We start from the raw sequence: 23964 nt of genomic DNA on the forward strand, positions 1-23964 counted from the left end.
GGAAGTATCCGTTCCATCATGTTTCATTCCGAAAGGGGACCCCAGAGTGGGTAGCAGCGTCGAAACGCTGGAATTCCAGGCCGAGACCCGTCAGTTGCTCCAGTTGGTGATCCATTCGATCTACTCGAACAAGGACATCTTCCTGCGCGAGCTGATCTCGAACGCCTCGGACGCTCTGGACAAGCTGCGGCTGGAGTCCCTGATCGACTCCGACCTCGATGTCGACACCTCCGACCTGCACATCGCCTTGGAAGTCGACAAGGACGCCCGCACGCTGACGGTCCGCGACACCGGGATCGGCATGACCCGGGACGACCTCGTGGAGCTGATCGGCACGATCGCCAAGTCCGGCACCGCCGGCCTGTTGGAGAAGCTCAAGGAGGCCAAGGAAGCCAAGGAAGCCACCGACGCGGCCACGGCACAGAACCTGATCGGGCAGTTCGGCGTCGGCTTCTACTCGGCGTTCATGGTCGCCGACAAGGTCACCCTGCGCACCCGCAGGGCCGGCACGGACTCCGGCACGCAGTGGGAGTCGGACGGCGAGGGCACCTACGAGATCCAGGCCGTCGACGGCCTGCCGGTGGGCACTTCGGTCACCCTGCACCTCAAGGCCGCCGACAGCGAGGACGGGCTGGCCGACTATCTCGCGGAGTGGAAGATCCGCGGGATCGTGAAGCAGTACTCGGACTTCATCCGCTGGCCGATCCGGATGGCCACCGTGCGCACCGACTCCGACGGCGTCACCACGCACGGAGTCGACACGCTCAACTCGATGAAGGCGCTGTGGGCCCGACCGCGCAGCGAGGTGACCGAGGCCGAGTACCACGAGTTCTACAAGCAGATCAGCCACGACGGGCTCGACCCGGCCGAGACCATCCACATGCGGGCCGAGGGCAACTTCGAGTACGAGGCCCTGCTGTTCATCCCCTCGCACGCCCCGTTCGACCTGTTCTCCCGCGAGTCCAAGAGCGGCGTGCAGCTGTACGTCAAGCGCGTGTTCATCATGGACGACTGCGAAGCGCTGATGCCCAACTACCTGCGCTTCGTCAAGGGCGTCGTGGACGCCCACGACCTGTCGCTGAACATCTCCCGCGAGATCCTGCAGCAGGACCGTCAGATCCGCGGCGTGCGTCGGCGCCTGGTCAAGAAGGTCCTCGGCGCGATCAAGGACATGCAGGCCAAGGACGGCGAGCGTTACGCGAAGTTGTGGGCCCAGTTCGGCCGGGCGCTGAAGGAGGGCCTGCTGGAGGACACCGACAACACCGAGGCCCTGCTGGAGCTGGTGTCGGTGGCCTCCACGCACGACGCGGACAAGCCCACCACCCTGCGCGAGTACGTCGAGCGCATGAAGGACGGCCAGGACACGATCTACTACCTGACCGGCGAGACCCGCGCGATGGTGGAGAACTCCCCGCACATGGAGGCCTTCGCCGCCAAGGGGTACGAGGTCCTGATCCTCACCGACCCGGTCGACGAGGTCTGGGTCGACCAGGTCCCGGCCTTCGATGGCCACCGCCTCCAGTCCATCGCCAAGGGTCAGGTCGACCTCGACGAGCCGGCCGAGGACGGCGACGAGGAGGCCGGAGCCGAAAAGGCCAAGCGCGAGCAGGACTTCGCCGCCCTGCTGCCGTGGCTGACGACGACGCTGTCCGAACAGGTGAAGCAGGTCCGGCTGTCGTCACGGCTGACCACGTCGGCGGCGTGCATCGTCGGCGACGCCCACGACATGACCCCGACGCTGGAGAAGATGTACCGGGCGATGGGGCAGGAGATGCCCTCGGTCAAGCGCATCCTGGAACTCAACCCGACGCACCCGCTGATCACCGCGCTGCGCTCGGCGCACGCGGCGAACGCCGACGACCCCGCACTGGCGGAGATCGTCGAGCTGGTGTACGGCGGCGCACTGCTCGCCGAAGGCGGCGACCTGCCCGACCCGGCCCGCTTCACCCGGTTGCTCACCGACCACCTGGCCCGCGGCCTGTGACGCCCTCGGTGCGACCCGCCGCGGCCCGAACGGCCCGGCGGGTCGCACCCCGCAGGCCCGGATCCTGATCCGGGTGATGCCCGGCAGGTGGCCTGCCGGGCATCACGCGGTGCGACGTGGGCGTGCGTCACGTCAGGGACGACGGATTCAGCAGGCTCCGAGGTCCTGCCACACACCCCATTGGCCGGTGGTGCCGGGCGTCTCGCCCAGCGTCCACCACTTGGCCTTCCAGGTGTGACCCTGGTGCGAGACCTGCTGTCCGCCGGTGTAGACCGTGCCCGACGCCCACGCGGGGGCCGTGCACTGGTGGCCGTTTCCACCGGTGATGGTCAAGGCGTAGGTCGCGCTGTGACTCCCGGAGGCGGCGGTTCCGGTCACGGTGATGTTGTACGTGCCCGAGACGGCCGCCGCGGTGGTGTTGACGGTGAGTGTCGAGGAGCCGCCCGCCGTCACCGAGGTGGGGCTGAGCGAGGCGGTGACACCCGTCGGGGCGCCGCTGACGGTCAGGTTCACCGTCTGCGCGGCTCCGGTCGTCACCGCGGTCGAGATCGTCGAGGTGGTCGAGGCGCCGGCGGCGACGGACCCGGAGGCGGGGGTCGCCTTGACCGAGAAGTCGTTGGTCGGCGTCGTGGTGCCGCCCGTGAAGGGCTCGAAGATGTGGCTGAAGTCCCAGGTGTTCTGGGCGATGCCGGAGCAGTTGTCCGCGGCCGGCTGGTTCGGGCAGTTGCCGTTGTCGCGCTGGAGGGCCCAGAACGAAAGGGTGTTGATGCCCTTGGCGACGGCCCAGTTGTAGACCTGGCGGGCGTTGGCGAGGGTGAACGTCTCGGCCGGCCCGAAGTCGTCGACGCCGATCATCTCGGTGACGCCGATCATGCCCCACAGCTGCGCGGGGGTCTTGCTCGGGTACAGCTGCGCGAGCGTGTTGTACAGGCCCTGCGCCGCGGTCTCCGTGTCGTTGGCCATGTTGTGCGTGGCGTTGTCGTAGTAGTCGAACGTCATGATGTTGACGACGTCGACCTTGGTGCCGTTGGCGACGGCGTTGCGCAGCAGGGCCACGCCGTTGGGTGCCAGACCGCTGGTCGTGGTGGGCAGCGTGTAGGAGATCTCGATCTTGCGCCCGTTGGCCGCGGCCCAGTCCTGGACCTGCTTGATGGCCTTGTTCCGCCGGTCGATGCCCACGGTGTTGTCGAGCGCGTCGATCTCGATGTCCATGTCGAGCCGCGTGATGTCGTAGGTCGTGATCACCTTCTCGTACACGGCGGCGATCTGGTTGACATCGGTACAACTGTCGGCGATCTCGGTGCCGGTGGTGTCGGCCGTGTAGCCGCCGAACGAGGGGATCACGTCCCCGCCGTTGGCCTGGATGGTCTTGATGTCGGCACCGAACGTCGAGGAGGCGATCGGCATGCTGCTGTCGCCGTTCCAGTACGCCGTGCAGGAACCCTTGGTCGCCGTCTGGAGGAAGGCCATGGTCAGGTGCTTGGCGCCGGATTGGGCGGCCAGCGCGGCGGGGCTGTCGCCGGTCCACGCCTCGAAGTAGGGGGCGAAGACGTGGCTCGGGAGTGGGGTCGCGGCCTGGGCGGGGCCACCGCCCATCACGGTCAGGCTCACCGCCGCTGCGGCGGTGACGGTCGCGGCTACGGCCGCGCGGAATGTACGCAAGAGTCGCATGTGCGTCCAGTCTGTAAGCAGGGGACGGACCGCCGATTCGCGTGGCACGGCGGCATGGGGTATGAGACAGCCCGGCACGCGCAGAAGTCAATGGTCTGGACCAAAGTGGACTAGACCATTAACTTTCGAAGAAAAGGTTTACCGGGCAAGGGAGTTGCTCGACGCGGCGAACGGCGCCGCCGCTCGATCTCGTCGGCCGGCCCGAAACCGTCGATCCGGCCGCGTCGATCCCGGCGGGGACCGTCGATCCCGGCCCGCGGCGGGCGACTTCCGGCCGGCCGTGGCTCCGCCGTCTCCACGCGCGCACGTGCGACGCCCCGGCGGCACCCGAAGCACACCCGCGTCGCCGGGCGGCACCTCACGACCTGGGAACACACGTGGGCGGACGCCGACCGAGCCCGGGTCACGGCCGTCGGCCGCCACCGACGGATTTCGCCCGCGGGTGATCGAGGTGTGAATCCCGCCCTGGCGACCACACCGCGGGCACAGGCTGGATAGGCTGAAACGCTTCTGTCGACAGGCAGGGTCTCGCGTTCCTCTCTTTCCGCGAACTCCTCCCGGCGCCGGGGTGGGTGGAGTTGATCGTCGGGACGACCGGCGGTCGAGCAAAGGTTGTGGTGCATGACTGGTACGCCGGACGTCGGTACTTCGCCCGCTCCGCGGGGGCGCGCCGATCACGTCGCCGCAACGGCCGACGACGCTGAACTGCGGCAGCTTCTGGCCGGGTTGACGGCGGTGCGCGACGGTGATTTCCGCACCCGGTTGCCCGACGCCGGGACGGGTGTGCTGGGCGAGATCGCCGTGGTGTTCAACGGCATGGTCGACCAGTTGGCGCTGTTCACGTCCGAGGTGACGCGGGTCGCGCGCGAGGTCGGGGCCGAGGGCACGTTGGGCGGGCAGGCGCAGGTTCCGGGGGTCTCGGGCACGTGGGCCGACCTGACGGATTCGGTCAACGCGATGGCGGGAAACCTCACCACGCAGGTGCGCGACATCGCGCAGGTCGCCACGGCGGTGGCCCGGGGAGATCTGTCGCAGAAGATCGACGTGGACGCGCGTGGGGAGATCCTGGAGCTGAAGGAGACCGTCAACACGATGGTCGACCAACTCTCCGCCTTCGCCGACGAGGTCACCCGCGTCGCCCGCGAGGTCGGCAGCGAGGGCCGGTTGGGCGGACAGGCACAGGTGCCGGGCGTGGGCGGGGTCTGGCGGGATCTGACCGACTCGGTCAACTTCATGGCCGGGAACCTCACCGATCAGGTGCGCAACGTCGCCCAGGTGACGACGGCGGTGGCTCGCGGTGACCTGTCGCAGAAGATCACGGTGGACGCGCGCGGCGAGATCCTGGAACTGAAGAACACCATCAACACGATGGTCGACCAGCTCTCGTCGTTCGCCGACGAGGTCACCCGGATGGCCCGCGAGGTGGGCACCGACGGGCGATTGGGTGGACAGGCGGACGTCAAGGGCGTCTCGGGCACCTGGCGGGACCTGACCGACTCGGTCAACTTCATGGCCGGGAACCTGACCGCCCAGGTGCGGTCGATCGCGCAGGTGGCCACCGCCGTGGCGCGCGGCGATCTGTCGCAGAAGATCCGGGTGGACGCGCGCGGCGAGATCCTGGAACTGAAGGAGACCATCAACACGATGGTCGACCAACTCTCCGCCTTCGCCGACGAGGTCACCCGCGTGGCCCGCGAGGTGGGCACCGACGGGCGGCTGGGTGGACAGGCGGACGTCAAGGGCGTCTCGGGCACCTGGAAGGACCTGACCGAGTCCGTCAACGTGATGGCGGACAACCTGACCGCCCAGGTGCGGTCGATCGCCCAGGTGACCACCGCCGTGGCGCAGGGCGATCTGTCGCAGAAGATCCGGGTGGACGCGCGCGGCGAGATCCTGGAACTGAAGGAGACCATCAACACGATGGTCGACCAACTCTCCGCCTTCGCCGACGAGGTCACCCGCGTCGCCCGCGAGGTGGGCACCGAGGGAAATCTCGGTGGGCAGGCGACGGTGCGCGGCGCGTCGGGCACGTGGAAGGACCTGACCGACAACGTCAACGTGATGGCGTCCAATCTGACCGGTCAGGTGCGATCGATCGCGCAGGTGGCCACGGCCGTGGCGCGCGGCGACCTGTCGCGGAAGATCACCGTCGAGGCCAAGGGCGAGGTCGCCGCGCTCGCCGAGGTGATCAACACCATGGTCGACACGTTGTCCGCGTTCGCCGACGAGGTCACCCGGGTGGCTCGGGAGGTGGGCACCGAGGGAATCCTGGGAGGCCAGGCCCGGGTGCCGAATGTGGCGGGCACGTGGAAGGACCTCACCGACAACGTCAACTCGATGGCGAACAACCTCACCGGTCAGGTGCGCAACATCGCGCTGGTGACCACCGCGGTGGCCAACGGTGATCTGTCCAAGAAGATCGACGTCGACGCGCGTGGCGAGATCCTGGAACTCAAGACCACCATCAACACGATGGTCGACCAGTTGTCGTCGTTCGCGGCGGAGGTCACCCGAGTGGCCCGCGAGGTGGGCAGCGAGGGCCGGTTGGGCGGTCAGGCCGAGGTGGAGGGCGTCTCGGGCACGTGGAAGCGGCTCACCGAGAACGTCAACGAGCTCGCCGGGAACCTGACCCGGCAGGTGCGCGCGATCGCCGAGGTGGCCAGCGCGGTGGCCGAGGGCGACCTGACGCGTTCGATCACCGTCGACGCCTCCGGGGAGGTGGCCGAGCTCAAGGACAACATCAACGCCATGGTCGGGTCCCTGCGGGAGACCACCCGGGCCAACGAGGATCAGGACTGGCTCAAGTCGAACCTGGCCCGGGTCTCGGGGCTGATGCAGGGTCACCGCGACCTGGCGGTGGTGGCCGAGTTGGTGATGGACGAGCTCACTCCGCTGGTCTGCGCACAGTACGGGGCGTTCTACCTCGCCGAGGAGGGCGAGACGGGGACGGCGCTGGGCCTGATCGGCTCGTACGGTCTGCCGCTCCCGCGCGACGCCGCCGAGCGCATCCCGCTGGGGCGTTCCCTGGTGGGCCAGGCCGCCCGCAGCCGTCGCATCATCGCCGTGGACGATCTCCCGGCCGACTACGTGGTCTCCTCGGGGTTGGGGCAGACCGCGCCGAACGCGTTGATCGTGCTGCCCATCGTGGTCGAGGAGCAGGTGTTGGGGGTGATCGAGTTGGCGTCGGTCACCCCGTTCACGGCCGTCCATCGGGACTTCCTCGAACAGTTGATGGAGACCGTGGGTGTCAACGTCAACACGATCGTCGCCAATGCCCGTACCGACGAACTCTTGGACGAGTCCCAGCGGTTGACGGGCGAGCTGCGGGTGCGTTCGGAGGAGTTGCAGAACCGGCAGGAGGAACTGCAGCGCTCGAACGAGGAATTGGAGGAGAAGGCGACGCTGCTGGCCTCACAGAACCGTGACATCGAGGCCAAGAACCTGCAGATCGAGCAGGCTCGGCAGGAACTGGAGGATCGGGCGAGGCAGTTGACGCTCGCCTCCAAGTACAAGTCCGAGTTCCTGGCCAACATGAGCCACGAGTTGCGGACCCCGCTGAACAGTCTGCTCATCCTGGCCCAGCTACTGGCGCAGAACCCGAGCCGCAACCTCAGCCCCAAGCAGGTCGAGTACGCGGGCATCATCCACTCCGCCGGGTCGGACCTGCTCCAGTTGATCAACGACATCCTGGACCTGTCGAAGGTCGAGGCGGGGAAGATGGACGTGCACACCGAGCGGGTGTCGGTGCGGCGACTGCTCGACTACGTCGAGGCCACGTTCCGCCCGATGACCACACAAAAGAGCCTCGCGTTCGAGATCACCACCGCGCCCGGGGTGCCGACCGATCTGCTGACCGACGACTCGCGGTTGCGGCAGGTGTTGCGCAACCTGCTCTCCAATGCCGTCAAGTTCACCGATCGCGGCGGTATCGAACTGCGTATCGAACCGGCCGCCGACCACGAGGTCCCGACGATCGTCCACCGCGGCGGCGCCGTGGTGGCGTTCCGCGTCAAGGACACCGGGGCGGGCATCGCCGAGCATCAGCTGGAGACCATTTTCGGCGCGTTCCAGCAGGCCGACGGCACCACCAGTCGCAGATACGGCGGCACCGGTCTGGGGTTGTCCATCAGCCGGGAGATCGCCCATCTGCTCGGTGGCGCGATCACCGCGGAGAGCCTCCCCGGGCAGGGCAGCGTCTTCACCCTCCACCTGCCCGTGGTGCACGCCGCCTCCGAGACCCGATCGGCCCCGGAGGAGACACCGCACCCGGCCGACCGCGACACCCCCCGCCGACCGGTGCCGCCGGTCGAGCCGCCGGCGCACCGGCGTGTACTCGTGGTCGAGGAACAACCGCACGGCTTGCTCAGCCTGGTCGCCCAGAGCGCGGTGGCCGACCTCGCCGCCGGCGCCCACGACGGCGGGACGCGGCCCGGCGCCGACGTGTTGACCGTCATCGACGCACAGGAGGCGGCCGCCGCCCTGGCCGCCGAAGCGTGTCACTGCATCGTCTTGGACCTGGGTATGCCGGGGGGCCAGGCCCTGAGCCTGCTGGAGGCGCTGGACGCCGACTCCGCCTCCGCGAACGTGCCGGTCCTGGGACACAACAGCAGGCGCCTGCCCCAGGATCAGGAGCGCGCGCTGCAGTCACGCGCCGAGGTCCAACCCCTGGAGTTGCTCTCCGGGCTGGACGAACTCCGCGAACGCATCGCACTGCACCTGTCCGCGGAACAGCCCGGCGACGTGCTCCCACTGGTCCGCGTCGCGGAACCGACCCACCTCGCGCCCTCCCCGATCGACGAAACCCTCGCGGGACGCACCGTGCTGGTGGTCGACGACGACCCCCGCAACCTCTACGCCCTCAGCGGCATCCTCGAATTGCACTCCATCCGAGTCCTGCACGCCGAGAACGGCCGCCAGGGCATCGCCGCCCTGCTGGCGCACCCCGAGGTGGACCTGGTCCTGATGGACGTGATGATGCCCGAAATGGACGGCTACGCGGCCACCGCGGAGATCCGCGGCATGCCCCGGTACGCCGACCTGCCCATCGTGATCGTCACCGCCAAGGCCATGCCCGGCGACCGGGAGAAGAGCCTGGCCTCGGGGGCCAGCGGCTACGTCACCAAACCCGTGGACACCGACGACCTGCTCACCGTGCTGAACCATCACCTCGTGTCGCGCTGAGCCGCGCCGGCACCCCCACGCCCGCCCACGAGAAGCCGAGCACACGATGAGCACCGACCCGCCGCGACACCGGCCGTCCGACCCGGGCCCCGATGCGCCGCAGCCCCGTCCGGACGTCCCGGCGGGCCGACGGTCGCAGGACGCTCACGATCACCCGCCCACCGCCGCGACGAAGGGCCGGCGGCAATGGCAGTCCCTCTCCGCGGTGGGACGACTGGCCGCGACCGTCGAGCGCCTGCACCGCGAGGTCAAGGCCGCCCAGGCCGCCGCCGACGGCCGGGCGCTGATCGAACTCGCCAAGGGCATCCTGGTCGAGCGCCTGCGCTGCAGCCCCACCCAGGCCGCCCGCCAACTCACCGCCCTCGCCCGCCGGGCCGGCGTCTCCGAGATGGAACTCGCGGCCGACATCGTCAACCGCACCGCCGCCGACCGCCTCACCGAGGCCGCCCGCGACTTCGTCGACGACACCGGCCGGCCCGCTCCGTCCGACCCCGACCCGGTGGGCATGCGACTGCGCACGGCGGAGAGCGGGGCGTGGGCCGCCACCGACACCGAGGCCGTCGCCCGCTCGCTGCTCGAACACGCCCTGGCGCCGCTGGGCGCCGCCGCCGTCGCCGTCTGGGCCGTCGCCTCCGACGGGTCGCTGACCCTGGCCGGCAGCGCCGGATTCACCGAGCACGAGGCCACCCGATGGCGCCACGTCCCGCCCGGCGTCGCCACCGTGGCCCGCCGTGCGCTGACCGATCTGGACTGGGTCTGGATTCCTGCCCTGGCCGAAGCCGGTGTTCCCTCCATCGGCCAACACCACCTCACCGGCGCTCGCGCCGCGGCACCCGCCGGCACCGGTGGCCGCGTCCACGGCATCCTGGAGATCTGCTGGCCGCACACCCTGCCCGCACAGCCCGCCCGGGTCCGACGCCAGATCGAAGCACTGGCCGAACTGAGCGCCCACACGCTGGAGGTGTGTTCGCCGACCCGTGCCACGGCAGGGTCCCGCCCGGCCGACCCCGGACCGGTCGAACTCGTCGACATCGCCGACTGCCTGCACGACTCCGCCATGGTCCTGGTGCCCCATCTCGACGGAGGCGGACGCCTTGCCGACTTCCGCGTCCACCACACCAACCGACGCTTCGTCGATCCCGCCGGCCGACCCGCGGGCCTCGTCTCGGGTTCGCTTCTGTTGGAGGCCTACCCGCTGGCCGCGAATCCCGGTGGCCTGTACGACATCATCGAACGCGTCTACGCGACGGGAGAGCCCTACCGCGCCGAACGCGTGACCCTGACCGCACTCGTCGACCAGGTGCCCCTCGACGCGACCGCCGACGTGGCCGCCACTCGTCAGGGCGACGCCGTCCTGCTCATCTGGCGCATCGAACACGCCAGCGCCCGCTTGGCGAACCTGCTGCAGCACGCCCAACGGCTGGGCCGCATCGGCGGATTCGAGGAGGACACGCGCACCGGACGGATCGCCTGGAGCGAATCCCTGTTCGCCCTGCACGGACTTCCGTACACGGCCGCCCCCGTCTCCCTGCGGGACCTGCCCCTGCGTGCGCACCCCGACGACGGCCCCGCGCTCGATCGCTTCCTGCGCACCCTGCTGGACCAGCACCGCAACGCCACGGTCGCCTTCCGCCTCGAACGCGTCGACGGCGTGACCCGACGCATCCGCATCATCGCCGAACCCGTCCTGGACAGCCACGGACGGCTGATCGCGGTACGCGGGGCCTACCAGGACGTCTCCGCCCAGCACTGGACGGAGGTCGCCCTCGCGGTCACCCGCGACCGACTCGCCCACTCCGAGCAACAGGCCACCGAACACGACCGCCTGGCCCGGCAATTGCAGCACGCCATCATGCCGCCGACGCACACGCCACCGGCCGTCACGGGCCTGAACGTCGCCGTGCGCTACCGACCCGCCGCATCCGACGCCGCCGTCGGCGGCGACTGGTACGACGTGGTGATCCTGCCCTCCGACCACATCCTGCTGTGCGTGGGCGACGTCGCCGGCCACGGCATCGACGCCGCCACCAGCATGATCGTGCTGCGCAACGCACTGCGCGGCCTGGCGATCACCGGAGCCGGACCCGCCCAACTCCTCGCCTGGTTGAACATGGTCGCCCACCACCTGACGGACCGCGTCACCGCCACGGCCATCTGCGGCCTCTACGATCCGACCACACGCGTCATGCGGTGGGCCCGCGCCGGCCACCTGCCCCCGGTGCTGATCCGCGCCCACCAGGCACAGACCCTGCCGCTGTTGGAGGGCCCGCTGCTGGGCGCCTTCGCCGACGTGATCTACGACGAGGACGAGGTCCGCCTGGCCCCCGACGACACCCTGCTGATGTACACGGACGGCCTCATCGAGCGCAGGGACCGCTCCCTACAGGAATCCCTGGAGCAACTCCTGATCACCGCCCGCACCGAGGCCGCCACCGTCGAGGATCGTCTCGATCGAATCCTCACGCACAGCCGGGCCGACACCGACGACGACACGTGCATCATCGGTCTCCAGGTCACCTGAACACGGTCACCGCCCCCGCCGATCGCGACCCGGCGGTTCTATCGGACGGGCCCTGCGGGCGTCTCCTGCTCCGGGACCGCCGGGCCGGGTGTGTCCGAATCGCTCTTCGGGTGCCGCTCGCCCGGATCGTGGTTCTCGTAGGCGTCGTAGCGCCAGAACGGGCGGACGGCGAGGCTGCCCAGGATGACCAGGACGATGCAGAGCATGGCGCTTCCCGACCAGGCGATGCCGAGGGTCGTGGCCGCCGCCATGGCTCCCGCGCGCAGGTCGCCCAGGCGCGGGCCGCCGGCCACCACGACGGTGAAGACGCCCTGCATGCGGCCGCGCATCTCGTCCGGAGCCCAGGTCTGCAGGATCGTCTGCCGGTAGACCGCGCTCACCAGGTCGGCGGCGCCGGCGAGCATGAGGAAGAGGACGGCGAGCCAGAGTGCGTGGGTGAAGCCGGCCAGCGTGATGGCGGTTGCCCAGCCGACCACCGCGACGGTGAGCGCGACGCCCTGGCGTCGCACGCCCGCGATCCACCCGCTGCACAACCCGGCCAGCAGGGATCCGATGGCGACCGCCGAGTACAGCAGGCCGATTCCACCGTGGAAGCGGGTGGCGGCGGCCTCGGGGAAGAGGGCGTTCGGCATCGCCAGCACCATGGCGGCGATGTCCACGCCGAACGACATCAGGAGTACCGGGCTGCCGCCGATGAAGCGAAGGCCCTCCAGCACGGCGGACACTCCCCTTCCGGCCGCGGCCCCCGCCGGTTTGATCGCGGGCAGCCGGAACGTCGAGTAGAGGGAGACGGTGAACAACACTGCGTCGGCGCCGTAGGCATAGGCGAACCCGTGCGGGAAGGTGAGGAGAACACCCGCGACGAGCGGCCCCAGGATCTGGCCGATGTTGCTCACCGTGAAGCTCAGCGTGTTGGCCGCGGGAATCATCTCGTACGGCACGATCCGCGGGATGATGGCGCCGCGCGCCGAGGAGGCCGTGGCGAAGCCGGCTCCCTGGACGGCGACCAGGACCAGCAGAAGGATCTCGGACCGGGCGTCCAGGAGCGTCTGGGCGAGCAGCGCGATCGTCACCGCCCAGGTCACGAGCGACGACCACAGGCACAGCAGCCGACGGTCGACCATGTCGGCGATGGCACCGCCGTACAGGCCGAACACCACGATGGGCACGAATCCGGCGAGTCCGGCCAGGCCCACGTACAACGACGAGTGCGTCATCGAATAGATCTGGACCGGGACGGTGACCTCGGTGACCATCGTTCCCACCAGCGAGGCGCCCTGACCGAACAGGACGCGCCGATAGGCCGGGACGGCAAGGGGTCGCGTGTCCACGGCCGCGCGGCGCAACCGGCCGAGCAGGCCCGCGGGCGGCTTCGGCTCGTTCGACACCGTCACCGTGCGGCCGTTCCGAACGTCGTCCCGTGGCGGGCGAGTGATCCCGGACACGGGAAGGGACGATGCCGTCGGCTACGCGAAACCCCCGGTGCTGTGCTCATGACGTCACGCTGTCATGCGGCCCCGATGGCTTGCTTCCATTAATCTGCCTACTTGTGTCGCAGAACCGCCATCACCTGTCGAACGCGCCCTCGACGGCCCACGCCCACGCCGCCGGCGACTTCATCGACCGCCACCGGCACGACTACCACCAGCTCATCTACGTCAGCTCCGGGGTTTTCGCCATCCGGACCGAGCAGGGCGCCTGGGTGGCGTGCCCGGATCGTGCCGTCTGGATGCCGGCGGAGATGTGGCACGAGCACCGGGTCTACGGGCACAGCTCCGTGCACACCCTCGGCTTTGCCTCGGGCGACGCCCCCCTGGCCGTCGACTCGCCCACGGTTCTGGCCGTGGACGGGCTGCTTCGTGAGCTCTTCATCGCCTGTACCGAACCGGACCTGCCGGCAACGGAGTTGCAGCGGCTGCGGGCGGTGCTGAACGATCGGCTGCGCCGTGCCCACATCCGCCCGCTGACCCTGCCGACGGCGCGGGACCCGCGCCTTGCCCACGCCTGCCGGGTGGTCGAGGACGATCTGAGCCGGCCCCGAACCATTGCCTGGCTGGCCCGCCACGTCGGCGTCGGGGAGCGGACCCTCACCCGGCTCTTCCGCACCGAGTTCGGCACGACCTACCCCCGGTGGCGTACCAACACCCGGGTCTTCCACGCCATGATCCAACTGGCCGAGGGCGCCACCGTCACCGCAACGGCCCGCCGCTGCGGCTGGGCCACGACCAGCGCGTTCATCGACACGTTCGCCCAGACCATGGGCCGGACACCCGGCGCGTACCGGAGTGCGGCCCAGCGCCCGGCCACGACCGGCCCGTCGACGGAGGAGTCGGCCGCAGGATCGTCCGCGGCCGACGTCCCGAGCCGAGCCGTGCCCATCCGCGGCAAGGGGGCGGAGGCGGTCGACCACACCCTCGTCGAACGTGACCGGCAGAGCCTGGGGATCGAGCGGTAGCCCACGCCCCGATCCGCCTGCCCGAGTCGTCGCGCTCGGTGGCACCCGACGACGACCGCGGTCGCCGATCGTCCCCTCGTTGCCGAAACGGCATGAAGGTTTGCCGTGGGATCGGTGGCGTCGCAAGGTGGTCTGCATGAGCGAGAACACGTTGGTGCGGACGAATGATCGAGTGTGGGACGTCGTGGTCGTCGGGGGTGGTGCGGCGGGACTGTCGGCCGCGTTGACCCTGGCGCGGGTGCGTCGGTCGGTGCTGGTGATCGACGCGGGCGAGCCGCGCAACGCTCCGGCCGCTGCGGCGCACGGCTTCCTGTCGCGGGACGGGATCGCGCCGTTGGAACTGCTGCGGCTGGGGCGGGAGGAGGTCGCCTCCTACGGTGGGCGCGTCGAGTCCGGCCGCGTCTCGGGGGTGCGCCGCGAGGGCGCACATCTGGTGGTGACGACCGAGGACGGCGTCCGGGCCCGGGCGCGGCGCCTGTTGGTCACCACGGGGCTGGTGGACGAGCTGCCCGACGTCCCCGGGCTCGCGGAGTTGTGGGGACGCGACGTGTTGCACTGCCCGTACTGCCACGGGTGGGAGGTGCGTGATGCGGCGGTCGGCGTACTGGCCACCGGTCCGGCGGCGATCCATCAGGCGCTGATGTTCCGGCAGTTGACGTCCGACGTGACGTTGTTCCTGCACACCGGCGGCGATCCGACCGACGAGCAGTGGGAACAACTGGCCGCACTCGACATCGACGTGGTCGACGGCGAGGTCCGCGCGCTGGAGGTCGACGACCGGGGCCGGCCGGCGCGCGTACGTCTGGCCTCGGGCGAGTCGGTCGCGGCGGACGCCCTCGTGGTGGCGCCGCGGTTCGTGGCGCGCGCCGGCTTCCTCGCCGAGCTGGGCCTTGCGGTGCACGAACATCCGATGGGCATGGGCGTACAACTGGTCGTCGAGCCGGGCGGGTTCACCGGCGTCGAGGGAGTGTGGGCGGCCGGTAACGTCACGGACCTGATGGCCTCCGTCCCGGTCGCCGCGGCGTCGGGGGTGCAGACCGCAGCGGCGATCAACATGGACCTGATCGGCGCCGACGCGACGGCCGCGGTCACCGCCCGCGCCGGCGAGGCGGCGCAGGCGGCGGCGAGGAACGCCTAGCCGGCCCGGGGGGACCGGGTCCGCTCGCGGAGGAGCGGGCGGAGGCGTCCGGCCGGGACGTGGACCCACTCGTGCCCCTCGCGCGGCGCATGGCTCACGGCGCATGGCTCGCGGCGCAGCGCTCGGGCAGGTGTTCGCGGGCGATCGACCGCCCCATGGCCTCCAGCAGCGGGGCGGCTTGGGCGATGGAGCGTTCCGGGTCGGGTTCGAGGCTGCCCAGGGTGTAGCCGGCCCGGAATCCGGCGGCGACGACCTGCTCGCGGGTCAGGCTCAGGCGTCCGCACACGGCGATGACCGGGACCCCGTGGAGCCGGGCGCGGCGGGCGACGCCCAGCGGGGCCTTGCCCTGGAGGGTCTGCGCGTCCATGGAGCCCTCGCCGGTGACGACCAGGGTGGCGTCGCGCAGCGCCTGTTCGATCCCGACCGCGTCCAGGACGACGTCGACGCCCGGGCGGCGCCGCGCGCCCAGGCACACCAGCGCGCCGAAGCCGCTGCCCCCGGCGGCCCCCGCGCCCGGCAGCGCCGCGATCCGCCCGGCGCGCGGGCCCACGGTCGACGTCAGGACGTCGAGCAATCGGCCGAGACCGGCCTCCAGTACGGCGACGTCCCGGGGGCCGGCGCCCTTCTGCGGCCCGTACAGGACCGCGGCCCCGCCGGGCCCCAGCAGGGGTGCGTCGACATCGGTGGCGAGCACGAACTCGGTGGCTGCCAGCCGCGGATCGAGGCCGGTGAGGTCGGCGTGGGCGAGGCCGCGCAGGGCCGCGCCGCCGTCGGGTGTCGCTCCCCCGTCGGCATCGGTGAACCTGGCCCCCAGCGCGCCGAGCAGTCCCGCTCCCCCATCGGTGCAGGCGCTGCCGCCCAGGCCCAGCACGATGGTGCGCGCACCGGTGTCCAGCGCCGCCCGCACGACCTCGCCGGCGCCCCTGCTGCTCGCGGTGAGCGGCGCCCGGATGTGGTCGGGCAGGAGGTCCAGGCCCGAGCTTTGGGCGAGTTCGACCACGGCCGTGTCACCGCGTTGGGCGTAGGAGGCGCGGACGGCCCGGCCGGTGGGCCCGCCGACGGTGACGATGCGGCGCCGGAAGCCGCACTGGACGAGTGCGTCCACCGTGCCCTCACCGCCGTCGGCGATGGGCAGAGTGGTCACCGACAGACCGGGGCGGGCACGGCGCAGCCCGGCCGCGAGGTGCCGGGCCACCTCCGTCGCGCCGAGCGAGCCCTTGAACTTGTCCGGCGCGAGCAGGACATGCGGCGGGCGCGTCCCGGGCGTCCCTGCCCCCGGTTGGGCGGCGGCGCCGCGGTCCGGGTCGGGTGCCGGCGGGACGGAGTGGGCCACGGTCATGCGGAGCCTTGTCCGGACGGCGGTTCGACCGGTCCCCGCGACCAGGGCTCGCCGCGCAGGGCGGCCTGCACGAGGTGCATCATCTGCTGCTGGTCGTCGATCTCCTGCCGGCGGCTGCTGGTTTCGTGGCCGCCGCTGAACCAGTCGATCCGGACGTCGCCGCCCGCGCGTTGCAGGGCCTTCGCGTAGGCGTACGCCTGCTTGGGGGGAGTACGGGTGTCGTGGGTCGCCTGCACGATCCACACCGGTGCGCGGACCGCTTCGACGTAGGTGATCGGCGAGGAACGCCGGTAGCGGTCCGGGTCGAGGTCGGGGGCGGCGCCGAAGAACGCCTTCCAGGCCGCGCGCAGGGCCGGGTTCATGTCGTCGTAGGCGGTCACCCAGTCGGCCATCGGAACGAAGGCCATCGCCCCCGCGAACAGCTTCGGCAGCCGGCCCACGGACAGCAGGGACAGGAAGCCGCCGTAGGAGGCACCGGTGACGAAGACCCGGCCGGCGTCGGCGATGCCGTCGGCCACCAGTCGGCGCACCGCCGACTCGATGTCCTCCAGTTCCCGGTCGCCGATGGAGCCGATGAACCCCTCGCGGAACCGGCGGCCGAAGGTGACCGAGCCTCGGTAGTTCAGCGACGCGTACGCCACCCCCGCGGCGACCCAGGCCTGTGCCTGCGGATTGTAGGAGTCCACCGACACCAGGTTCGGGCCGCCGTGCAGGTTCAGCACCAGGGGCAGCGGAGCGTCGGCGTCCGGGGGCCGGCACACCCACAGTTGCAGCGGGGTGCCGTCGGTGGAGTGCACCGTGTACGAGGTGGCGCGCACGCCCGGCGCCACGTCGGCCGGCGGATCGGCCGCGGGCGCCTCGCCCGTCGCGCGGTCGACGTGCAGGACGGTCAGGGGCTGGTCGAAGCGCTGGTGGAGCAGCCGAATGCGGCCGTCGGCGGCGTAGTGGGAGGCCCACTGGTGCAAATGGGCGGCGGCGACGTCGGGCTCGAAGTACGCCCCGGTCGGATGGGCGACCGCCGTCAGGGCCCGGCTGCGCAGGTCGAACTCCAGCACCCGGTGCAGGCCCTCGTCGACGTGGACGAGCAGAATCCGCGAGCCGTCGTCGGACCAGTCCAACGCGACCAGGTCGCCGCGCAGATGCGGGGCGTCCACGTCGGTGCGGCTGCCGTCGGCGGGGTCCCACACGCACGGGCGGGCGTATCCGGTGCGCTCGGTGGACACGAGCAGCCGGCCGTCGCCGACGACCGGGGAGAAGCGCACCGCCCGTACGGGTGCCTCCGGGCCGTCGGTGAGCCGGCCGAGGACCGCTCCCGTGTCGGTCGCCACGACGGTGACGGCGAAGCGGCGCACCCCGGGGTTGTGGTCGGTGGTGTCGATGCTCGCGATGTGCCCGTCGGCGGAGATCAGCCCGTTCCATGCCTCGTGGGGCGAGGTGAACAGCCGCCTGGGCGCCGAGCTTCCCGAGCGGTGCACGTGCCAGAGGCTGAAGCCGTCGGGGGCGGCGGCGGTGATCACGATGCCGTCGCCGTGTCGGGCGGTGTCGATGCCCCGGAGCGTGTAGGGCGCGAGGTCGGGGGTCAGGTCGCGGCGGTCGGTCCCGTCCACGGAGGTGGCCCACACGTGTCCGACTTCCGAGCCGTTGTCGTCGTGCAGGCTCAGCACCCATGCCCCGTCCGCGCTCAGGATCGCCTCCCCGGGGTCGCCGACGTCGCTCGGGAGCGGCAGGTCGGTCCCTCGCGGTACGTCTCGGCGGACGAGGGCCTGGCCCTGCTCGGTGTCCTCGACCACCAGACACAGGTCGCGCTCTCCGCGCCCGCGGCGCACGGACAGGATCCGGTCGGTGCTGAAGAAGCGGTGCCAGGACACGGTCATGGTGCGGGCCTTTCGGGGGTGGTGTCGGCGTCGGGTTGCGGTCGTGCGGGGATGTCGGCGGTCGGCTGCGCTGCGGCGGGGGTCTCGGCGGCCGGTTGCGGCCGGATCTCGGGGAAATGGCAGGCGGTCAGGTGTCCCTCGCTCGTCTCGACGAGTGGCGGTGTCACTTCCGCGCACACGTTCTGTGCCTTCCAGCAGCGCGTGCGGAAGCGGCAGCCGGAGGGCGGGGCCAGCGGGCTGGGGATGTCGCCCTCCAGCACGATTCGCTTGCGGGTGCGCTGGATACGCGGGTCGGGGATCGGCACGGCCGACAACAGGGCCTGCGTGTAGGGGTGCCGCGCGGAATCGAACAGCGAGTCCACCGGCGCGTGTTCGACGATCCGGCCGAGGTACATCACGGCGACCTCGTCGCTGATCTGGCGGACCACGGACAGGTCGTGGGCGATGAACAGGTAGGTCAGTCCGAGCTGTTCCTGGAGGTCGTCCAGCAGGTTGACCACCCCGGCCTGGACGCTGACGTCCAGGGCGCTCACCGGTTCGTCCAGGACCAGCACGTCGGGTTCCACGGCCAGCGCCCGGGCGATCCCGATGCGCTGGCGCTGCCCGCCGGAGAACTGGTGCGGGAAGCGGTGGGCGTGCGCGGGGTCGAGGCCGACCAGGTCCAGCAGTTCGTGGACCCGCTCCCGTTCGCGCTTGGGGTGCAGGCCGTGGATGCGCAGCGGCTCGGCGAGGATGGCCCGCACGCTCATCTGCGGGTTGAGCGAGGAGTAGGGGTCCTGGAAGACGAGTTGTACCCGGCGGCGGATGTCCGACAGGGCCCGTCGGTTCGCGGTGGCGATGTCGGTCCCGTCGAGCAGGACCCGTCCGCCGGCGGGGGTGACCAGGCGCACGAGGCAGCGGCCGAGGGTGCTCTTGCCGCAGCCGGTCTCGCCGACCAGGCCCAGGGTGCGGCCGCAGGCGATGCTGAAGTCCACCCCGGAGACGGCCTGCACGACGCCGGCGTTACGGCCGCGTCCGCGGCCGGTCCGGTATTCGGCGACCAACCCGCTGACGTCCACCGCGGTCGTGGTCATCGTGTCACGCTCCCGATCTCGTGGTGGCGCACGCACGCCGTCGTGTGGGTCGGATCGACGGCCTGCGGTGGCGCGTCGACGTCGCCGCAGACCGCCGGGACCGCGTGCGGGCAGCGGGGCTGGAACGGGCATCCGGTGGGGCGTTCGCTCGGCAGCGGGGGCCGGCCGGGGATCTGTACCAGTCGTGCGGCGCGGCGGTCGATGCGCGGCAGCGATCCCAGCAGGCCGGTCGTGTACGGGTGGGCGGGGTGGTGGAACAGCGCGTCGACCGGGCTTTCCTCCAGCTTGCGTCCGCAGTACATGACCATGACGCGGTCGGCGATGCCGGCGACCACCCCCAGGTCGTGGGTGATCAGGAGCACCGAGGTGTGGGTGCGGTCCTGGACGCGCTCGATCACGTCGAGGACCTGTGCCTGCACGGTCACGTCCAGGGCGGTGGTCGGTTCGTCGGCGATGAGCAGGTCGGGGTCGTTGGCGATGGCCATGGCGATCATGACGCGCTGGCGCATGCCGCCGGAGAGTTCGTGCGGGTACTGGTCGGCGCGCTCGCGTGGGGAGGCGATGCCGACCAGGTCCAGGAGGTCGACGGTGCGCTCGCGCAGGGCCTGGCGGCTTCGGCTCGCGTCGTGCACGGCGACGGCCTCGGCGACCTGCGTGCCGATGGTCATCATCGGGTTGAGCGCGGCGAGTGCGTCCTGGAAGACCACCGCGATCCGGTTGCCGCGGATCGGGCGCAGTTCGCGGTCGGAGAGGTCGAGCAGTTCCTGTCCGCGAAAGAGCACCGATCCCCGGGCGGTCGCGTTGCGCGGGAGCAGGCCCATGATCGCCATGGTGGCGGCGCTCTTGCCCGAGCCGGACTCGCCGACGATGCCCAGGGTCTCGCCGGGGGCGACGTCGAAGGACAGGCGTTCGACCGCGGTCACCGGGCCGGAGTCGGTCCGGTAGGTGACGGTGAGGTCGCGTACGGACAACACCGGGGACGTGTCGGGGGTCATCACTGCCTTCCCTGGGGGTCGAAGGCGTCGCGCAGGCCGTCGCCGACGAAGTTCACCGCGAGCACGGTGATCAGGATCGCCAGGCCCGGTACGTACAGCAGGTAGGCCTGCGAGGTGCCGATCAGTCCGGCGGCCTGGCTGAGCATGTTGCCCCAACTGGATTGGGGCGGTTGGATGCCGAACCCGAGGAAGCTGGTGGTGGATTCGAGGATGATGGCGGTGGCGACCGCCAGGGACACGTTGACGGCGATCACGCCGGTCAGGTTGGGCAGCAGGTGGCGCACGACGATCCGCGGATTCGAGGCGCCGATGACCCGGGCGGCCTGGATGAACTCCTTGTTGCGCAGGGTGAGTACCTGCGAGCGCACGACCCGGGCGATCATGGTCCAGCCCAGCGCGGAGAGCACCAGGACGATGGTCACCGGTGAGGGGCCCACCGCCTGCAGGGCCAGGGCCAGGACGGCGATGGCGGGCACGATCAGGAAGAGGTCGGTCACCCGCATGATCAGTTCGTCGGCCCAGCCCCCGGCGAATCCGGCGATGGCGCCGACGGCGGTGCCGACGATGGTGGACAGCAGCGCGACGCAGATGCCGATCGCCAGCGAGACCTGCCCGGCGAACAGGACTTCGCTGAGGTAGTCGCGGCCGAGCGAGTCGGTGCCCAACCAGTGGGCCGAGGAGGGCTGTTGGGCACCCAGCAGGAGATCCTGCCGGTTGTGCGGGTAGGGCGCGATCCAGTCGGCGCCGAAGCAGGAGATCGCCAGGGCGGTCAGGATCAGCAGGCCCACCACGGCCGGGCGGTGGCGCAGGAGGCGTTCCAGCACGATCCGGTGCCGGGGCTTGTCCTTGGTCGCCGAGGGTTCGGTCGCTGCGGGCGTCGGGGTGGTCGGCGGCGCGGATTCGGCGATCCGCAGTGCGGCGGAGTCGGTCATCGCAGGGCCACCCTCGGGTCCAGGAGCGCGTACGCCACGTCGGCCAGCAGGTTGAAGGCGATCACGGCGACGGCCACCACGAGCATCCACGGGATCAGCACGAACACGTCGCCGGCCAGGATCGAGCTGAGGAAGAGCCGGCCCATGCCGGGGATCGCGTAGATCTGTTCGGTCACGACCAGCCCGCCGACCAGCGCGGCGGCATCGAGGGCCACCACGGTGACGAACGGGGCGAGCGCGTTGCGCAGGGCGTGCCGGAACAGGATGCGGCGGCGCGGCACGCCCTTGGCCCGGGCGGTGCGCACGTAGTCGCTGCCGAGGGCTTCGAGCATCGAGGTCCGGCTGAACCGGGACCAGCCGGCGACCAGGCCGATGGTCAGGGTGACGACGGGAAGCGCCAGGTGGCGGAAGTAGTCGAGGTTGATCCCGCTTCGGCCCACCGAGTGCAGACCGATGAAGTACAGCGGGGGTTCGCTCAGGCCGAACTGCTGCCTGGGCCACACCGCCAGGACCTGGATCAGCACCAGGCCGAGCCAGAACGCGGGCATCGCGATACCCATGTAGGAGAGCCCGGTGAGCACGTAGTCCCCGACCGAGTACTGGCGGGCCGCGGAGTAGATCCCGATGCCCAGGGCGATCACGGCGGCGAACAGCACTCCCCAGAACATCAGTTGCAGGGTGACTTCGAGTGCGGACCCGATCATCGGCAGCACGGACCCGCTGGTTCTGGTGCTGGTGCCCCAGTCCCCGGTGACGAATGCCTTCATCCACAGCAGGTACTGCTCGGGCACGGATCGATCCAGGCCGAGCAGCTCCGTCTGCCGGCGCACAGCGCCGGGGTCGGTCGACTGGCGCAGCTTGGCGAGCGGGTCGAAGGTGGCCCGGACCGCCCAGAACAGGATGAAGGAGGCGATCACCAGCACGGGCAGCGAGTAGGCCAGGCGGCGCACGGTGTATCTCAACATGGGGTGTCCTCGGCAAGGAGTCGGGCGCCGGTCATTTCGCCAGCCCCCATTCGGCGAGATTCCAGAACGGGCCCCGGACGGGGTTGATGCCGATCGGGCCGCCGACTCTCTTGCCGGTCAGCAGGATGTTGGGGACCGCGCCCAGGGGGAGCGAGGGCACGGCGTCGGCGAGCAGCTTCTCGGTCCGGTGCGAGGCCTCCAGCCGGGACGTCTGGTCGACGTCGGTGCTGACCCTGCCGAGCAGCGAGTCCAGGCCGGGCACGTTCGCGCGGATGAAGTTGATGCCCGAATTGCCGTTGGCCTCACTGGGGATCGCCGCCGAGCCGAAGCTGGCGTCCAGGGTGGGGTCGGGGAAGGAGTCGGTCAGCGTCCACAGGCCCAGTTGGAAGTCCCCGGTCGGGGCGACCTTGCCGAACAGGTTCGCGGCGCTGGTGTTCTTGATCGTCATCTTGAATCCGGCCTGGCGTAGTTGCGACTGCAGGATCTGCTCGGTGAGTTCGCGGCTCTGGTTGCCGGCGAGGGAGACGATGGTGAACTGCGCGGCGCGGCCGTCCTTGGCCCAGATCCCGTCACCGTTCCTGGCCCACCCGGCGGCGGTCATGATCTGCTCGACCTTGGCCGGGTCGCGCCGGTAGGTCGCGAAGTCCTCGGTCGCGAACGCGGACACCAGGGGTGACAGGAAGCTCTGCGCGGGCGCGGTCACGCCCAGCGAGCCGAAGAGCTTGCGTACGATGGCGCCGCGGTCGACCGAGTAGGCGACCGCCTCGCGGACCGCCTTGGAGTCGAACGGGAACGCCGCGTTGTTCATCCACAACGCCTGAAGGTTCCCGGTCCGGGTCTCCACCTGCATGTTCGCGCTGCCGCCGAGCGAGTTGATCTGGGCGAGCACGTCGAGCTGCGGCGTCGGGTACAGCGCGTCGAGCTGACCGCCGGCGAACGCCTGGAACTCGGCGGCGGTGTCGGTGGTGAACTGGAACGTCACCTTGTTCAGGTGCGGTTTGGCGCCCCAGTAGCGGTCGTTGGGGACCAGGGTGACGGAGGTGCCCCGGATCCAGGAGGCGATCTTCCAAGGGCCGCCGCTGAAGGTGTAGCCGTTCTTCATCAGCGCATTGCGGTCCTTGCCTTCGAGCAGGTGCGCCGGCAGCACTCCGTACTCGGCGCCGAACAGTTGTCGCCAGTTGGCGTAGGGGGACTCGAGGGTGACGATCGCGGTCCGCGCGTCCGGGGTGGTGATCGAGTCGATCAGGTCGTAGCCGGTCCGGGTGAAGATGTCCTTGCCGTCGCGGATCTGCAGCGCGGTGTATCTCAGGTCCGCCGAGGTGATCGCTTGTCCGTCGGACCAGACCGCGGCGGGGTTGAGCCGGTAGGTGATCGTCTGCCGTCCGTCCACGACCTCGGTGGTGGGCGTGGAGGCCATCAGGTCGGACGTGACGGGAACCCAGTCGTCGTCTTGGCGCACGACGGTGAAGACCTGCGGGATCGTCTGGGTCTGCATGAGGTAGGTGCCCCAGATGGAGCCGGCGCAGGTGGAGAGCCAGTCGGCGCAGTCCGGCTCCTGCTCGGCGCCGATGACCAGGCTCCCGCCCTGCTTGACCGGGACGTTGCCAGTGGAGTTGCCCGGCGCCAGTGCCGGCGTGCCCGACGTGCATCCGGTGGCCACGAGAACCGCCAGTGCCGCAAGGGCACTTCCGATCGGGGTTCGGCGCCGTCCGGCTCGGGACGGCCTGTGGTCGTTTCGTGACTGAATCATGGTTTTCGACCTTCCCTGTACGGGATGTCCCCGGGAGTCGATGATCAGAGTAGGGAGACGTGAACCGCTTAGCAATACAAGTAGGC

Annotated in this window: 14 protein-coding genes; 5 read left to right on the forward strand and 9 right to left on the reverse strand. The window is 70.6% G+C overall.

From position 1 onward, the window contains the following. The first annotated feature begins 46 nt into the window (after positions 1-46). Positions 47-1984 (forward strand): molecular chaperone HtpG, encoded by a 1938-nt coding sequence (htpG, locus tag ACFZBU_RS11900; protein WP_391583364.1) that lies wholly within the window; start codon positions 47-49, stop codon positions 1982-1984. Between the two features lie 147 nt (positions 1985-2131). On the opposite strand, the gene ACFZBU_RS11905 is transcribed toward htpG, so the two are convergent. Further along, entirely contained in the window at positions 2132-3655 is a 1524-nt protein-coding gene (locus ACFZBU_RS11905; RefSeq protein WP_391583365.1) for a glycosyl hydrolase family 18 protein, read from the reverse strand. A 621-nt stretch (positions 3656-4276) separates the two neighbouring features. Here ACFZBU_RS11905 and ACFZBU_RS11910 point away from each other — a divergent pair. Together ACFZBU_RS11910 and ACFZBU_RS11915 are read left to right on the forward strand one after the other, a co-directional pair. Beyond that, positions 4277-8836 carry a HAMP domain-containing protein gene (locus ACFZBU_RS11910; RefSeq protein WP_391583366.1) on the forward strand — a complete coding sequence of 1520 codons (4560 nt, stop codon included), beginning with the start codon at positions 4277-4279 and terminating at the stop codon, positions 8834-8836. 46 nt (positions 8837-8882) lie between these two features. After that, complete coding sequence (locus tag ACFZBU_RS11915; protein WP_391583367.1) at positions 8883-11357, forward strand: SpoIIE family protein phosphatase; 2475 nt, start codon at positions 8883-8885, stop codon at positions 11355-11357. Between the two features lie 38 nt (positions 11358-11395). Here the strand turns inward: ACFZBU_RS11915 and ACFZBU_RS11920 are convergent, their stop codons facing one another. Next, positions 11396-12745: an MFS transporter gene (locus ACFZBU_RS11920; RefSeq protein WP_391583368.1), complete on the reverse strand. Its 1350-nt coding sequence runs from the start codon at positions 12743-12745 to the stop codon at positions 11396-11398. Positions 12746-12906: 161 nt separating this feature from the next. Between ACFZBU_RS11920 and ACFZBU_RS11925 the strand changes: the two genes are divergently transcribed. Beyond that, a complete protein-coding gene (locus tag ACFZBU_RS11925; RefSeq protein ID WP_391583369.1) occupies positions 12907-13812 on the forward strand; it encodes an AraC family transcriptional regulator in 906 nt (301 codons plus the stop codon). 136 nt (positions 13813-13948) lie between these two features. Further along, positions 13949-14950 carry an NAD(P)/FAD-dependent oxidoreductase gene (locus ACFZBU_RS11930; RefSeq protein ID WP_391583370.1) on the forward strand — a complete coding sequence of 334 codons (1002 nt, stop codon included), beginning with the start codon at positions 13949-13951 and terminating at the stop codon, positions 14948-14950. Positions 14951-15044: 94 nt separating this feature from the next. Here ACFZBU_RS11930 and ACFZBU_RS11935 read toward each other — a convergent pair whose 3' ends face one another. Genes ACFZBU_RS11935 through ACFZBU_RS11965 form a run of 7 tightly spaced genes read right to left on the reverse strand, consistent with a single transcriptional unit; the run spans position 15045 to position 23788 of the window. Further along, complete coding sequence (locus ACFZBU_RS11935) at positions 15045-16289, reverse strand: glycerate kinase (RefSeq protein ID WP_391583371.1); 1245 nt, start codon at positions 16287-16289, stop codon at positions 15045-15047. Further along, on the reverse strand, positions 16286-18163 hold the full coding sequence (locus tag ACFZBU_RS11940) for a S9 family peptidase (protein WP_391583372.1): 1878 nt from the start codon (positions 18161-18163) through the stop codon (positions 16286-16288). Before ACFZBU_RS11940 ends, ACFZBU_RS11935 begins: the two co-directional genes overlap by 4 nt. Beyond that, the gene (locus ACFZBU_RS11945; protein ID WP_391583373.1) at positions 18160-19236 is read right to left on the reverse strand and encodes an ABC transporter ATP-binding protein; all 1077 of its coding nucleotides are present in this window, start codon (positions 19234-19236) and stop codon (positions 18160-18162) included. Before ACFZBU_RS11945 ends, ACFZBU_RS11940 begins: the two co-directional genes overlap by 4 nt. Next, entirely contained in the window at positions 19233-20231 is a 999-nt protein-coding gene (locus ACFZBU_RS11950; RefSeq protein ID WP_391583374.1) for an ABC transporter ATP-binding protein, read from the reverse strand. Before ACFZBU_RS11950 ends, ACFZBU_RS11945 begins: the two co-directional genes overlap by 4 nt. Further along, positions 20231-21163 carry an ABC transporter permease gene (locus ACFZBU_RS11955; RefSeq protein WP_391583375.1) on the reverse strand — a complete coding sequence of 311 codons (933 nt, stop codon included), beginning with the start codon at positions 21161-21163 and terminating at the stop codon, positions 20231-20233. The genes ACFZBU_RS11950 and ACFZBU_RS11955 overlap by 1 nt, the downstream gene beginning before the upstream one ends. Next, positions 21160-22128 carry an ABC transporter permease gene (locus ACFZBU_RS11960; RefSeq protein ID WP_391583376.1) on the reverse strand — a complete coding sequence of 323 codons (969 nt, stop codon included), beginning with the start codon at positions 22126-22128 and terminating at the stop codon, positions 21160-21162. The genes ACFZBU_RS11955 and ACFZBU_RS11960 overlap by 4 nt, the downstream gene beginning before the upstream one ends. Positions 22129-22159: 31 nt before the next feature. Then, the gene (locus tag ACFZBU_RS11965; protein ID WP_391583377.1) at positions 22160-23788 is read right to left on the reverse strand and encodes a peptide ABC transporter substrate-binding protein; all 1629 of its coding nucleotides are present in this window, start codon (positions 23786-23788) and stop codon (positions 22160-22162) included. Positions 23789-23964: the final 176 nt, after the last annotated feature.

Origin of the sequence: Embleya sp. NPDC008237 (genome assembly GCF_042956465.1) — a bacterium.
GTDB lineage: Bacteria > Actinomycetota > Actinomycetes > Streptomycetales > Streptomycetaceae > Embleya.

Excerpts from the sequence above, each read along its gene's own strand:
- ACFZBU_RS11950 (WP_391583374.1), bottom strand. The coding sequence starts at position 20,231 with ATGACCCCCGACACGTCCCCGGTGTTGTCCGTACGCGACCTCACCGTC.
- ACFZBU_RS11940 (WP_391583372.1), bottom strand. The coding sequence starts at position 18,163 with ATGACCGTGTCCTGGCACCGCTTCTTCAGCACCGACCGGATCCTGTCC.
- ACFZBU_RS11915 (WP_391583367.1), top strand. The coding sequence starts at position 8,883 with ATGAGCACCGACCCGCCGCGACACCGGCCGTCCGACCCGGGCCCCGAT.
- ACFZBU_RS11905 (WP_391583365.1), bottom strand. The coding sequence starts at position 3,655 with ATGCGACTCTTGCGTACATTCCGCGCGGCCGTAGCCGCGACCGTCACC.
- ACFZBU_RS11910 (WP_391583366.1), top strand. The coding sequence starts at position 4,277 with ATGACTGGTACGCCGGACGTCGGTACTTCGCCCGCTCCGCGGGGGCGC.
- ACFZBU_RS11935 (WP_391583371.1), bottom strand. The coding sequence starts at position 16,289 with ATGACCGTGGCCCACTCCGTCCCGCCGGCACCCGACCCGGACCGCGGC.
- ACFZBU_RS11945 (WP_391583373.1), bottom strand. The coding sequence starts at position 19,236 with ATGACCACGACCGCGGTGGACGTCAGCGGGTTGGTCGCCGAATACCGG.
- ACFZBU_RS11960 (WP_391583376.1), bottom strand. The coding sequence starts at position 22,128 with ATGTTGAGATACACCGTGCGCCGCCTGGCCTACTCGCTGCCCGTGCTG.
- ACFZBU_RS11930 (WP_391583370.1), top strand. The coding sequence starts at position 13,949 with ATGAGCGAGAACACGTTGGTGCGGACGAATGATCGAGTGTGGGACGTC.
- ACFZBU_RS11955 (WP_391583375.1), bottom strand. The coding sequence starts at position 21,163 with ATGACCGACTCCGCCGCACTGCGGATCGCCGAATCCGCGCCGCCGACC.